Genomic DNA, 13,492 nt, shown 5'->3' on the forward strand with positions numbered 1-13,492 from the left:
CGGCGGATGACCCTGGAGCAGCTACGCATCTTCGTTGCCGTCGCCGAGCGCGAGCACATCACGCAAGGCGCGCGGGACATCCACCTCACTCCCTCGGCCACCAGCGCGGCGATCGCGGCGCTGGAAGCACGCCACGCCACAAAGCTGTTCGACCGGGTCGGCCGGGGCATCGTGCTCACCGAGGCGGGGCGGCTGTTCCTGCCGGAGGCGCGCGCCGTGCTCGCCCGCGCCAGCGCCGCCGAGAAGGTGCTGGCCGATCTCGCCGGGCTGGTGCACGGGTCGCTGGCGCTGGCCGGCAGCCAGACGGTCGCCAATTACTGGCTGCCGCCGCTGATCGAGCGCTACCGCCGCCGCTATCCCGGCGTCATGGTGAGCCTCGTCATCGGCAATACCGATTTCGTCGCCGCACGGGTGCAGGACGGCGCCGCCGATCTCGGCTTCATCGAGGGCGAGGTCGAGGCGCCGGTGCTGCTGGCCGCGCCCGTCGCCGAGGACGAGATGGTGCTGGTGGCGCCGGTGACGCACCCCTGGCACTGGCGGGCGCCCACCTCCCCGGCCGAGCTGGCGGAAGGCCCCTGGGTGCTGCGCGAGCCGGGATCGGGCACCCGCGCCATTTTCGAATCCTATCTGCACGAGGCGGGCCTCGCCCCCGGCGCGCTGCGCGTCGTGCTCGACTATCCCTCCAATGAGGCGGTGCGGGCGGCGGTGGAGGCGGGCAGCGGGGTGACGGTGATCTCGCGCCGCGTGGTGGAAGGCGCCATCCGCGCCGGCACCATGGCGCTGATCGACTACCCCCTGCCCTCGCGCCCCTTCCTCTCGCTGCGCCACCGCGAACGCTACGCCACCAAGGCGGCGCAGGCTTTTCTCGACCTCGCGGCCACGCCGGGGATGCCCGAGAGCGCCGGCTGACGGCGCCTTGTCCCGCCTGTGAAAAGGGGGCCTCTCTGCGCGGATCGGCGTGGCGCCGGCCGCCCGGGCGCGGCACAGTGGAGGCGCGGGGCACGGTGGGCGGAGGCACATGGATTTGAGCGCGCAGCATGACAGCCAGGCTGACGGCCGGGGCGCGGTTCGCATCGAGATCATCGACGTGCTGCGCGGCATCGCGGCGATCGCCGTGGTGGCGCAGCATGTGGCGGCCTCCTCCGGCCTGCCGGGTCTGTGGTACGTGCTGGAACTGTCGCCGGGCGTGTTCGGGGTCGTGCTATTCTTCCTGATCAGCGGCTTCGTCATCCCGCTCTCGGTCCGGGGAGCCCCGGACTGGCGGGCCTTCGCGCTGCGGCGGGTGTTCCGGATCTACCCGCTCACTTTGTTCGCCTTCGCCCTGCTGGCAGCGCTGATCATGCTGGGCGCGGTGCCGCCCCCCGCCTCCGACTCGGCCACTGTCTGGCTGGTGAACCTGCTGCTGCTGCAGGATTTCCTGAAACAGCCCGCTTTGATCGGCGTGACCTGGACGCTGCCGATCGAATTCGCCTGGTATGGACTGTTCGGGCTGAGCTTCTTCCTGCTGGGACGAAGGGGCCTCGCCCTGCTGAGCCTCGCTTATCCGATCGGCATGGCGGGGCTGATCCTGTTCTCGCTGCTGATGGAGATCCGCCTGCCCTTCGGCCGGATCGGCATGTTCTACGCCGCCATCATCGGCATGCAGTGCCAGCGCTTCGTCGGCGGGGAAATCGGGCGCGGCGAGATGCTGCTGTCGGGCGGGGCCTTCGTGGCGCTGATGATGGTGGCGAACGGGGTGGCGTTCGGGCATTTTTCCCACCCCGACATCGCGCTGCACCAGGCGCTCGTGCCGTGGGTGCTGGCCTCGCTGCTGTTCTTCCTCGCGCTGTTTCGCCTCCGGCTGTCGCCGCCGGGTGGCTTGGTCGAGCGGTCTCTGCTGTTTCTCGGCCGGATCAGCTTTTCAGTGTACCTGCTGCACCCGATCGTCATGGAGATCGTTCACCCCCATGCCGAGGGTATCGCCTTCATCGTCGCGGTGTGCGTGGGGACGGTGCCGCTGGCGTGGCTCAGCTTCACCTATGTCGAGAAGCCCGGCATCGAGATCGGCCGGGCGCTGGCGCGCCGGCGGCGGCCCGTCGCGGCTTAGGCTGGCCGCGCGCGGAAATGATCTAATTGTTTGTTTTGTCGCGTTTTCTTCACGCGAACCGGTATCCACTTCGCTCGAAAACGCTCTAGCGGACGCCGAAAATGGCGCTGCCGACCCGTACATGGGTGGCGCCCAGCGTGATGGCGGTCTCGAAATCGCCGCTCATGCCCATGGAGAGGGTTTTCAGCCCATGGCGGGCGGCGATCTTCGCCAGCAGGGCGAAATGCGGTGCCGCCGGCTCGTCGGCGGGGGGAATGCACATCAGCCCGTCGATCGCCAGCCCGTGCGTGTCGCGGCACTCGGCGAGAAACGCATCGACCTCGCCGGGGGCGACTCCGGCCTTCTGCGGTTCCTCGCCGGTATTGACCTGCACCAGCAGGCGCGGCGCCGGTGGGGCGCCCTCGCGCCGCAGCTCCTTGGCCAGCGCGGCGGCGAGCGAGGGGCGGTCCAGCGTCTGGATCACATCGAAAAGGCTGAGCGCCTCACGCACCTTGTTGCTCTGCAGCGGGCCGATCAGGTGCAGTTCGAGATCGGGATGGGCCGCGCGCAGCGCCGGCCATTTGCCCGCCGTCTCCTGCACCCGGTTCTCGCCGAACACGCGCTGGCCGGCGGCGATGACGGGCGCGATGTGCTCGGCCCCGAAGGTCTTGGAGACCGCGACCAGCTGGACGCCGGCGCGATCGCGCCCGGCATCCTCACAGGCCTGGGCGATGCGCGCGCGCACCTCGACGAGACGTGCGGTGACCTCGCGCGCCGCGAGCTCCTGCGCAATGACGTCCTCGGTCCGGTCCGGCTCCATGCTGGTTCTCCTGCTGATCCCGACGCCCTCGATACGCCAATCGCACCGTCGCGGGAATGTGTGCGCGCGGGAATAAGCGCCGGGCCGCCTCGCCCGCGCCCGCCCTCCCCCGCAATGCAGCGAAAAGGTTGACCGGGAACGCGGTTTGGTGCCTAGTCCGGCGCCATCCGTGAACCTTTTCGTGAAGGTTTGCGCCCCTTTTCCGATGTTTGCCGATCCAAGAAGCCTGTTCATGAGCACCGAGCGCTACAACGCCCGCGAGGCCGAGCCCCGCTGGCAGAAGATCTGGGACGAACGCGGCATCTACCGCACCCGCAACGACGATCCGCGTCCCAAATACTATGTGCTCGAAATGTTTCCCTACCCGTCGGGGCGCATCCATATCGGCCATGGCCGCAATTATGTGATGGGCGACGTGGTGGCGCGCTTCAAGCGCATGAAGGGCTTCAACGTCCTCCACCCCATGGGCTGGGATGCCTTCGGCCTGCCGGCGGAAAACGCCGCCATCGAGCGCAAGACCCATCCGGGCAAGTGGACCTACGAGAACATCGCCACCATGCGCGAGCAGCTGAAGCTGCTCGGCCTCTCGCTCGACTGGTCGCGCGAGATCGCCACTTGCGACGTCTCCTATTATGGCGAGCAGCAGCGCATCTTCCTCGATTTCCTCAAGGGCGGCTTCGCCTATCGCCGCGAGAGCGAGGTCAATTGGGACCCGGTCGACAACACCGTGCTCGCCAATGAGCAGGTGATCGACGGACGCGGCTGGCGCTCGGGCGCGCTGGTGGAGCGGCGCAAGCTGGCGCAGTGGTTCTTCCGCATCTCCGATGCCTCCGAGGAATTGCTGGCCGGGCTCGACACGCTGGAGCGCTGGCCCGACAAGGTGCGGCTGATGCAGCGCAACTGGATCGGCCGCTCGGAAGGGCTGCATGTGCGCTTCGTGCTGGCGGATGCGCCGGCGGAGCTGGCACAAGGCCTGCCCACCGAGATCAAGGTCTACACCACCCGGCCGGACACGCTGTTCGGCGCCGCCTTCCTCGCGCTCTCGCCCGGCCATCCGCTGACCGAGACGCTCGCGGCGGCGAACCCGGCGTTGGCGAGCTTCGTTGAGGAATGCCGGCGCGGCGGCACCTCCACCGCCGAGATCGAGACCCAGGAAAAGATGGGCTTCGACACCGGATTGCGCGTGCGCCACCCGCTGGGCGGGCCGGAGCTGCCGGTCTATGTCGCCAATTTCGTGCTGATGGATTACGGCACCGGCGCCATTTTCGGCTGCCCGGCGCATGACCAGCGCGACCATGATTTCGCCAGCAAATACGGCCTGCCGATCACGCCCGTCGTGCTGCCGCCCGATGTCGACCCCGCCAGCTTCTCGGTGGCGGACGAACCCTATGAGGGCGAGGGCACGTTGTTCAATTCCGGCTTCCTCGACGGGCTTACCGTGCCGGCGGCGAAGGAGAAGGTGGCGCTGACGCTGGAGAACGAGATTCTCGGCAACGCGCCCGTCGGCGCGCGGGCGGTGAATTACCGGCTGCGCGACTGGGGCATTTCGCGCCAGCGCTATTGGGGCTGCCCGATCCCGATCATCCATTGCGACGCCTGCGGCCCGGTTCCCGTCCCCGAAGACCAGCTGCCCGTAAAGCTGCCGGAGGATGTGACCTTCGACCAGCCGGGCAACCCGCTGGACCGGCACCCCACATGGAAGCATGTGGCCTGCCCGCACTGCGGCGCGCCGGCCCGGCGCGAGACCGACACCATGGACACGTTCGTCGATTCGTCCTGGTATTTCGCCCGGTTCGCCGCCGAGCCCGGCACCGCGCCGCTGCAGAAGGGCGCCGCCGACCACTGGCTGGCGGTGGACCAGTATATTGGCGGCATCGAGCACGCGATCCTGCACCTGCTCTATTCCCGCTTCTTCATCCGCACGCTGAAGAAGCTCGGCCGCGTCTCGGTGGCCGAACCCTTCGCCGGGCTGTTCACGCAAGGCATGATCGTCCACGAGACCTACAAGGACGCGGAAGGCCGCTGGCTGTTCCCCGAGGAGGTCGAGCGCGACGGCGAGGGCCGGCCGGTGAAGGTGGGCACGGGCGAGCCGGTGACCATCGGCGCACCGGAGAAGATGTCGAAGTCGAAGAAGAACGTGGTGCCGCCTGAGATCGTCGCCGACACCTATGGCGTCGACTGCGCCCGCTGGTTCATGCTCGCCGACACCCCGCCCGAGCGCGACAGCGAATGGACCAGCGCCGGCATCGAAGGCGCCTGGCGCTTCGTCCAGCGGCTCTGGCGGCTGGTCGGCGATGCGGTGGTGCTGGCGCCTGACAACGTGGCGCGGCCGGCTGATTTCGGCACCGAATCGATCGCCCTGCGCCGGGCCTCGCACCGTCTGGCGGCGCAGGTGGCGGAGGATATCGAGCGGCTGCGCTTCAATGTCGCCGTCGCGCGGGTGCACGCCTTCGCCAATGTGTTCGCCGAGGCGCTCACGGAGGCCCGCAAAAGCGCGGCGTCCGGCGCGGTCGCGCCCGACCTTGCCTTCGCGCTGCGCGAGGCCGCGACCTTCCTCGCCGCCGTGGTGGCGCCGATGGTGCCGCACCTCGCCGAGGAGTGTGGGCAGGTGCTGGCCGGCGCCGGGCTGATGGCCGAGGCCGGCTGGCCTGAGGTCGAGGCCGATCTGCTGGTCGACGACACCGTTACGCTGCCGATTCAAATCAATGGCAAAAGGCGCGGCGAGATCGTGGTGGCCAAGGATGCCAGCCCCGCCGAGGTGGAGAAGGCGGTGCTCGCCCTCGATCTGATCGCGCAGGCACTCGACGGGCGCGCCCCGAAGCGTATCATCGTTGTGCCGCATAGGATTGTGAATGTCGTTGCCTGACCGGAGGAACACGATGCCCGCACGAAGCCGCCTGCTCGGTCTCGCCGGGGCGGGACTGCTCGCCCTTTCCGCGGCCGGCTGCTTCCAGCCCATGTATGCCGAGACCACGCCCGGCGAGGGCTCGGTGCTGCAGCGGAGCTTTAACGACATCGAAGTGATCTTCGTCGCCGGCCGCGTCGGCGACGAGGTGCGCAACGACCTGATCTTCGCCCTGACCGGCGGCGCCGGAAACCCGGCGGGAGCGCCCTATCGGCTGATCCTCGATGTGCGCAGCACCACCTCCGAGGCCTCCGTTGTCAGCCCGCTCACCGGCCTGCCGGAAGTGGAAATCGTCTCGGTCGACGTCAAATGGCAGCTGTTCGAGGCCGGCAACACCAAGACGCCGCTGCGCGCCGGCAACGCCACCGGCAAGGCCTCGCTGGACAGCGGCTATCAGCGCTTCGCCCGCAACCGGGCCATTCGCGACGCGGAGAACCGCTCCGCCTCGGTGGCCGCCCAGACCATCAAGAGCCAGCTCGCCTCCTATTTCCTGACCGCCGGTTCCCGCCCCACCGGCCCGGGCGCCGCCGCACCCGTCACGACCGCGCCCAAGAGCTGAGCCGACATGGTCGCTGTCCGGCCGGGCGATGTGGAGGCGACGCTGAGCCGCCTCGATCCGCTGCGCCCTGTCGTCCTGCTGTTCGGGCCCGATAGCGGGCTGGTGCGCGAGCGCGCCCGCGCCTATCTCGCCCGCGCCTGCGCCGGATCGGACGATCCTTTCGGCATGGTCCGGCTCGATGGCGACGAGATTTCAGGCGATCCCGGCCGGCTGGTCGACGAGGCCGGCACGCTGGCGCTGTTTGGCGGAAGGCGGGTCGTCTCGCTGCGGGCCGGTTCCAAAAATGTCGTTCCGGCGGTCGAGGCGCTGCTGGCGGCGCCGCCGGAACAGGCGATCATCGTCATCGAGGCCGGCGACCTCAAGCGCGGCATGGGCCTGCGGGCGCTGTGCGAAGCCTCGCCGCATGCGCTGGCCATCGCCTGCTATGCCGATAGCGAGCGCGACCTTGCCCGGCTGGTCGACACCATGATGGCGGAGGCCGGCATGGCGCTGGACCGCGACGCGCGCGGCGAATTGCTGGCGCTGCTCGGCGGCGACCGCATGGCCTCGCGCGGCGAAATCGCCAAATTGCTGCTCTACGCCACCGGCGAGCCGCGCATCACCAGCGCCCATGTGCGGGCCATTGTCGGCGACGCCTCCAGCCTGGCGCTGGACGAGATCGCCGACGCCACCTTTGCCGGCCAGCCGGCTGACATGGCGAGCGCCTTCGCCAAGGCGACCGGCGAGGGCATGCGGGCCGACATCGTGCTGGGGGCGGTGTGCCGCACGGCGCAGGCGCTGCACCAGATGCGCCTGGCCATCGAGGCCGGCGGCAGTGTCGAGCGCGCGGTGGAAGGCGCCCGGCCGGCGATCCATTTCCGCCGCAAGCCCTTTGTCGAGAAGGCGCTGCGCGGCTGGAGCGTGGCCCGGCTGGAGACCGCGCTGTTCGCACTCGACGACGCGCTGCTCGCCGCCCGGCGCAACGCGGCGCTGGGCCCGGCCATCGCCGAGCGCGCCCTGCTGCAGGTGGCCGGGCAGGCGAAACGGGGCTGAGGCCCCAGGGCCGGGGGATCAGCGCCGGGCGCTCAGATTCCCGCCAGCCGCCGGCACACCTCGTCCAGCTGGTCGAGCGAGGAATAGCGGATGCGGATCTCGCCCGCCTCGCCATCATGCTTCAGCGTCACTGCAAGGCCGAGCTCGTCGGAGAGCCGGCGCTGCAGCGCGGCGGTGTCGGCGTCGAGCGCGGGGTGGAGCTTGGCCTTTTTCGGCGGCTTGCCGGCGGCTTCCGCCTTGGCGACATTGAGCTCCTGCGCCAGCGCCTCGATGGCGCGCACATTCATCCCCTGGGCAACGATGGCCTGCGCCAGCGCCTCCGGGTCGTCCTGGGTCAGCAGCGCGCGGGCATGGCCGGCGGAGAGACGGCCATCGGCGAGGAACTGCTTCACCGTCTCCGGCAGGCGCAGCAGCCGCATCGTGTTGGCGACATGGCTGCGGCTCTTGCCGATGACCCGGGCGAGATCGCTCTGCGAATAGCCGAACTGGTCGGCCAGCGACTGATAGCCCGCCGCTTCTTCCAGCGGGTTGAGATCCGCCCGCTGGACGTTCTCGATGATGGCGATTTCCAGCGCCTCGCGGTCATCCACTTCGACGACGACGATCGGCACCTCATGGATGCCGGCGCGCTGGCCGGCGCGCCAGCGGCGCTCGCCGGCGACGATCTCATAGGCCTCGCGCTCGCCGGCGACCTGGCGCACGACGATGGGCTGGATGATGCCGCGCTCGCGGATGGAGGCGGCGAGATCGTCGAGGTCGCCCTCGGCGAAGGTCCGGCGCGGGTTGCGCGGATTGGCACGCAGGAAGGCGAGCGGCACCTTGCGCGCGCCGCCGCCGATGCGGCCCCGGTCATTGGCCGCGCCGCTGTCCTCGCCCATATCGCCGATCAGCGCCGCAAGGCCGCGCCCGAGCCGCGAGCGGCCGCCGTCTTCCGCCATGGCCATCGCCCCCTCCCCTACGCCGCCGCGAGGCGCAGGCTGCGCTCGCGCTGGATTATTTCGGATGCGAGACGAAGATAGGCCTGCGACCCGACGCATTTGAGATCGTAGAGCAGCACCGGCTTGCCATAGGACGGCGCTTCCGACACCCGGACATTGCGCGGGATGATGGTGTCATAGACCTTGGCGCCCATGAACTGGCGCACATCGTCCACCACCTGGGTGGAGAGATTGTTGCGCGCATCGAACATGGTGAGCACGATGCCGTGGATGGAGAGTTCCGGGTTGAGCGTGGTGCGCACCTGCTCCACCGTCTTCAGCAGCTGGGAGAGGCCCTCCAGCGCGAAGAACTCGCACTGCAGCGGCACCAGAATGGCGTTCGACGCCGCCATGGCGTTGACGGTGATGAGGTTCAGCGAGGGCGGGCAGTCGATCAGAACGTAGGTGTAATCAATATCGTTCCGGCTGCGTTCGAATTGTTCGGCCGGGCCGTTGAGGCGGCGGATGGCGTCGCGCAGGCGATAGGCGCGGTCGCGCTGGCCCGCCAGCTCCAGCTCGAGGCCGGAGAGGTCCATGGTCGAGGGCGCGATATGCAGCCGCGGCACCGCCGTTTCCAGCACCGCGGCGCGCAGCTCGATCTCGCCGGTCAGCACATCATAGGTCGACACCCGCCGGCTGCGGCGGTCGATGCCGAGCCCGGTGGAGGCGTTGCCCTGCGGGTCGAGATCGATGATCAGCACCGTCTCGCCGATCGCCGCGAGGGCGGTGCCGAGATTGATCGCCGTCGTGGTCTTGCCGACCCCGCCCTTCTGGTTGGCCAGCGCCAGGACGCGGGGAACCGGCCGGGGCGCGGCCGGAGCGAGCGAAGCCTCATCCATGATGTCCACCCTGCGAAATTCCCTTGCCGCCCGAACGTTGACCGCCGGAATCCGTGTCTTCCGACCGCTTGTCGCCGGCCGCATCCGGCCCCAGAGGGACCGCGTTGCGGACGATCAGGACATGCCCGCCGCCATCGGTCAGGCTTGCCCTGATCTCAGCCTCGATTCTCCAAGATTTAGCTGCCTGGGTCAATTCGTTATCAACATCTTGTCCCTTGAGGAACAGCCCCGTCGCCCCCTGTGCAAGGAAGGGCGCCGTCAGTTCCAGCAGTCTCGGCAATGGCGCAAGCGCGCGGGCCGAGACCACCTCGACGCCGGGGGCGAGCACGGCCGCGACCTGCTCGATTCGCGCCGGCAGCACGGTGACGGGCAGCTCGGCCAGCCGCGCGGCCTCGCGCAGAAAGGCGGCCTTGCGGCTGTCGCTCTCCACCAGCGTCACATCGGCATCCGGCCGTTCCGCCAGTACCGCCGCCACGACAAGACCGGGAAAGCCGCCGCCCGAGCCGAGATCGACCCACCGCCTGGCCTCGCCGGCCAGCGGCACCAGCTGGAGCGAATCGGCGACATGGCGGGTCCAGACATGCGGCAACGAGGCGGCCGCAACCAGATTGATCGTGCGCTGCCACTTTTCCAGCAGGGCGACGATGATGTCGAGCCGCTGCTCCGTTTCACGTGAAACAGGGGTGAGGCTCAGCGCGCGGGCGCGATCGGACGAATCGTTCTTGGACATGGCGCATCCTACCGCAGTCGCGGCGCCGGATCAGCGGCAGAGATGGGGCGGAACGGGGTTTCCCCGATCACGACACCCGGCTCACGACACCCGGCGGGCATGCGCCGCCAGCAGCGCCAGCGCCGCCGGGGTCATGCCGTCAATACGGCCGGCCTGGCCAATGGTACGGGGCCGAATCGATTCCAGCTTGGCCTTGATCTCGTTGGAGAGACCGGCCAGTCCGCGATAGTCCATCTCCGCCAGTTCCGCCGCCTCGTCGCGGCGGAAGGAGGCGATGTCGGCCTCCTGCCGATGCAGATAGACGGCGTATTTGGCATCGACCTCCACCTGCTCGCCAATGCGCGGCTCCTCTCCCTGAGCCTCTGGCCAGATGCGGCAAATATCGGCCCAGCTCACATGCGGGTAGGAGAGAAGATCGAACGCCGTCCGGCGCTGGCCGTCGCGGTTGAGGGTCAGCCCATGCGCGTCGCCCTCCCCCGGGGTGATCGACACCGACCGACTCCAGGCCGAGACCCGCGCGAGAGCCTCGCGCCGGGCGGCGAACTGCACCCGCCGCGCGGCGCCAACGAGGCCGAGCGCGTCGCCCTTGTCGGTGAGGCGCTGGTCGGCATTGTCGGCCCGCAGCGAGAGGCGGTATTCCGCCCGCGAGGTGAACATGCGGTAGGGCTCGCTCACCCCGCGGGTGACGAGATCGTCGATCATCACCCCGATATAGGCCTCGGCCCGGTCGAAGGTGGCGCCGTCCTGGCCACCGGCGCGGCGGGCTGCGTTGAGACCGGCGACCAGCCCCTGCGCCGCTGCTTCCTCATAACCCGTGGTGCCGTTGATCTGACCAGCAAGGAACAGGCCGCGCGCCTTGCGCACTTCCAGCGTCGGCTCCAGCTCGCGCGGGTCGACATGGTCATATTCGATCGCGTAGCCGGGCCGGAAAAGCTCAACCCGTTCCAGCCCCGGAATGGTAGCCAGCAGCAGGCGCTGGACGTCTTCCGGCAGCGAGGTCGAGATGCCGTTGGGATAGACGGTGGGATCGTCCAGCCCTTCCGGCTCCAGGAAGATCTGATGCCCCTCCCGCTCGCCGAAGCGGACGATCTTGTCCTCGATCGAGGGGCAGTAGCGCGGCCCGACGCTCTGGATATTGCCGGAATACATCGCCGAGCGGGCGATATTGGCCCGGATCACCGCATGGGTTTCCGGCGTGGTACGGGTGATGCCGCACTTCACCTGGGGATTGGTGATCGCCTGCGTGAGCGAGGAAAACGGTTCGGGGGGCGTGTCGCCTTCCTGCATTTCCAGCCCGGCCCAGTCGATGGTGCGGCCGTCGAGGCGCGGGGGCGTGCCGGTCTTCAGCCGGCCGAGCCGCAGGCCCAGCGCGGCGAGCGAGGTGGAGAGGCCGCGCGCCGGCGCCTCCCCCATCCGCCCCGCCGGGATCTGCTGGTCGCCAATATGGATCAGGCCGTTGAGAAAGGTGCCCGTGGTGACGACGACGGCACCGGCCTCGAGCCGCCGTCCGTCCGCCAGCACCACGCCGGTGACGCGCCCCTCCTGCAGGATCAGGCTGTCGGCTTCGCCCTCCACCACCGATAGGTTCGGCTGCGAATCGATCTCCCGCTGCATCGCCTGCGCATAGAGCTTGCGGTCGGCCTGGGCGCGCGGGCCGCGCACGGCCGGTCCCTTGCGCCGGTTGAGCAGGCGGAACTGGATGCCGCCCTGGTCGGCGACGCGGCCCATCAACCCATCCAGCGCATCGATCTCGCGCACGAGGTGGCCCTTGCCGAGCCCGCCAATCGCCGGGTTGCACGACATGGTGCCGAGCGTGGCATGGGCGTGCGTCACCAGCGCGGTGCGGGCGCCGAGGCGCGCGGCAGCGGCGGCCGCCTCGGTGCCGGCATGGCCGCCGCCGATAATGACGACGTCGAAGGAAAGGGCGTGAGCGGTCATAGGGCAGGCTCGCAGGCTTCTGTCGCGCCGCGATAACGGGCGCGCGCATCTCGGCGGGCGAAGGGATGGCCTGTTCAGCCAGCGATTTGCCCCGCCGTCAAGCCGGAGCGATGCCTCTGCCGGCTGGGGACAAGGCGCCGACCTGATTCACGTGAAACATTTCGTTTACGAATCGGCCAGCGTAGCCGCTGTGTTTCACGTGAATCCGCTCCGGCCTCGGACGCTATTTGCCGATGCAGAATTCGCGGAACACGACATCGAGAAGATCCTCGACGCCGATCACTCCGGTCATCCGGCCCAGCGCCCGGGCAGCGAGGCGAAGCTCCTCGGCCAGAAGCTCGTCGTCCAGCCGCTCCCACTGCTCCAGCGCGAGCGTGAGATGCGAATCCGCTTCCCCCGCGCTGGCGCGATGGCGGGCGCGGATCAGCGCCGGGTGCTCGCCCTCCGCCCGCGTGGCGATGAAGCCGCCAAGGGCGCGGGTGAGTTCCTCCAGCCCCTGCCCGCCCGCCGCCGAGATGGCGAAGCTGCGCACCGGCCACGCGGCTGGCGCCGAAGCCGCCGGCCCGGCGCGGTCGATCTTGTTCGCCACCAGCCAGAGCGGGCGCTCCGTCTCGAGGGAGGGAGCGGCCTCTGGCGCGGGGCCCGCCGAGACGTCGTGCACCCACAGCACCAGATCGGCCTCCGCCATCCGGGCCCGGGCGCGGCGGATGCCCTCCGCTTCCACCTTGCTCTCCGCCTCGCGCAGGCCGGCGGTATCGACCAGCGTTGCCTTATGGCCGTCGAGATCGAGCGCCACTTCCAGAAGGTCGCGGGTGGTGCCTGGCTCATCGGAAACGATGGCGATGTCGCGCTGCGCCAGCGCGTTGATCAGCGACGACTTGCCGGCATTGGGCAGGCCGGCAATGGCAATGAGCGCCCCTTCCCGCACCAGCGCGCCGCGCCGGTCGGCCAGCGCGGCGGTGAGTTCGGCGTGCAGCGCCTCCACTTCCGGCCGCGCCAATGCCCGCGCCCCGGCCGGCACATCGTCCTCGTCGGCGAAATCGATGCCGGCCTCGATGAGGGCCATGGCGCGGATCAGCCGGCGGCGCCACTCCTCCACCCGCTGGCCGAGATGGCCGAAGGCATGGGCGAAGGCGAGCCGGCGCTGCGCTTCGGTCTGCGCCCCGATCAGGTCGGCGAGGCCTTCCGCCTCGGTCAGGTCGATCCGCCCGTTGAGGAAGGCGCGGCGGGTGAACTCGCCCGCTTCCGCCGGCCGCAGGCCGGGCACGTCCAGCACCGCACCGAGCACGGCGGCGACCACGGCCCGCCCGCCATGGATCTGCAGTTCGGCCATGTCCTCGCCGGTGGCGCTGCGCGGGCCGGGGAACCAGAGCGCCAGCCCCTGGTCGAGCACTTCGCCGGAGGTGGGGTGGCGCAGCCGCGCCAGATGCGCCCTGCGCGGTTCGGGCAGCCGGCCGGCCAGCGCCACCAGAACGGCCCCGGCCTGCGGGCCGGACAAGCGGAGCACGGCGACCGCGCCACCACTGCCGGAGGAGACGGCCGCGATGGTGTCGGCGCCGCCGCTCGCCCCGCGCGGCGCGATGGCGCTTTTGTCGATTGCGCTTTTTTCCTGCACGTCCACCCGCTA

General features: G+C 69.7%; 11 protein-coding genes. 5 read left to right on the forward strand and 6 right to left on the reverse strand.

Going from position 1 to position 13,492, the window contains the following annotated elements:
* Positions 1–6 precede the first annotated feature (6 nt).
* Both J2S76_RS06395 and J2S76_RS06400 read left to right on the forward strand, forming a co-directional pair.
* Positions 7–909, forward strand: a complete 903-nt coding sequence (locus J2S76_RS06395; RefSeq protein ID WP_307058609.1) for a LysR family transcriptional regulator — start codon at positions 7–9, stop codon at positions 907–909.
* A gap of 109 nt (positions 910–1,018) precedes the next feature.
* Positions 1,019–2,086 (forward strand): acyltransferase family protein, encoded by a 1,068-nt coding sequence (locus J2S76_RS06400; protein ID WP_307058611.1) that lies wholly within the window; start codon positions 1,019–1,021, stop codon positions 2,084–2,086.
* An 85-nt stretch (positions 2,087–2,171) separates the two neighbouring features.
* On the opposite strand, the gene J2S76_RS06405 is transcribed toward J2S76_RS06400, so the two are convergent.
* The gene (locus tag J2S76_RS06405) at positions 2,172–2,885 is read right to left on the reverse strand and encodes a YggS family pyridoxal phosphate-dependent enzyme (protein ID WP_307058613.1); all 714 of its coding nucleotides are present in this window, start codon (positions 2,883–2,885) and stop codon (positions 2,172–2,174) included.
* Between the two features lie 232 nt (positions 2,886–3,117).
* Here J2S76_RS06405 and leuS point away from each other — a divergent pair, with 232 nt between their 5' ends.
* From leuS to holA, 3 genes are read left to right on the forward strand one after another with little or no spacing between them, the layout of a single operon-like run.
* On the forward strand, positions 3,118–5,751 hold the full coding sequence (leuS, locus tag J2S76_RS06410; RefSeq protein WP_307058615.1) for a leucine--tRNA ligase: 2,634 nt from the start codon (positions 3,118–3,120) through the stop codon (positions 5,749–5,751).
* Positions 5,752–5,764: 13 nt separating this feature from the next.
* Entirely contained in the window at positions 5,765–6,349 is a 585-nt protein-coding gene (locus J2S76_RS06415; RefSeq protein WP_307058617.1) for an LPS assembly lipoprotein LptE, read from the forward strand.
* A 6-nt stretch (positions 6,350–6,355) separates the two neighbouring features.
* The gene (gene holA, locus J2S76_RS06420) at positions 6,356–7,381 is read left to right on the forward strand and encodes a DNA polymerase III subunit delta (RefSeq protein ID WP_307058619.1); all 1,026 of its coding nucleotides are present in this window, start codon (positions 6,356–6,358) and stop codon (positions 7,379–7,381) included.
* Positions 7,382–7,413: 32 nt separating this feature from the next.
* On the opposite strand, the gene J2S76_RS06425 is transcribed toward holA, so the two are convergent.
* The 5 genes from J2S76_RS06425 to mnmE all read right to left on the reverse strand — a co-directional run bounded on the left by J2S76_RS06425 (position 7,414) and on the right by mnmE (position 13,486).
* A complete protein-coding gene (locus J2S76_RS06425) occupies positions 7,414–8,325 on the reverse strand; it encodes a ParB/RepB/Spo0J family partition protein (protein ID WP_307058621.1) in 912 nt (303 codons plus the stop codon).
* Positions 8,326–8,336: 11 nt separating this feature from the next.
* Positions 8,337–9,197, reverse strand: coding sequence for a ParA family protein (locus J2S76_RS06430; RefSeq protein WP_307058623.1), 861 nt, complete (start codon positions 9,195–9,197; stop codon positions 8,337–8,339).
* Entirely contained in the window at positions 9,190–9,927 is a 738-nt protein-coding gene (gene rsmG / locus J2S76_RS06435; RefSeq protein WP_307058625.1) for a 16S rRNA (guanine(527)-N(7))-methyltransferase RsmG, read from the reverse strand. Before rsmG ends, J2S76_RS06430 begins: the two co-directional genes overlap by 8 nt.
* 81 nt (positions 9,928–10,008) lie before the next feature.
* Positions 10,009–11,865, reverse strand: a complete 1,857-nt coding sequence (gene mnmG, locus J2S76_RS06440; protein ID WP_307058627.1) for a tRNA uridine-5-carboxymethylaminomethyl(34) synthesis enzyme MnmG — start codon at positions 11,863–11,865, stop codon at positions 10,009–10,011.
* Between the two features lie 223 nt (positions 11,866–12,088).
* Complete coding sequence (gene mnmE, locus J2S76_RS06445) at positions 12,089–13,486, reverse strand: tRNA uridine-5-carboxymethylaminomethyl(34) synthesis GTPase MnmE (protein WP_307058629.1); 1,398 nt, start codon at positions 13,484–13,486, stop codon at positions 12,089–12,091.
* Positions 13,487–13,492: the final 6 nt, after the last annotated feature.

It is taken from the genome of Ancylobacter vacuolatus, assembly GCF_030813595.1.
Lineage (GTDB): Bacteria > Pseudomonadota > Alphaproteobacteria > Rhizobiales > Xanthobacteraceae > Ancylobacter > Ancylobacter vacuolatus.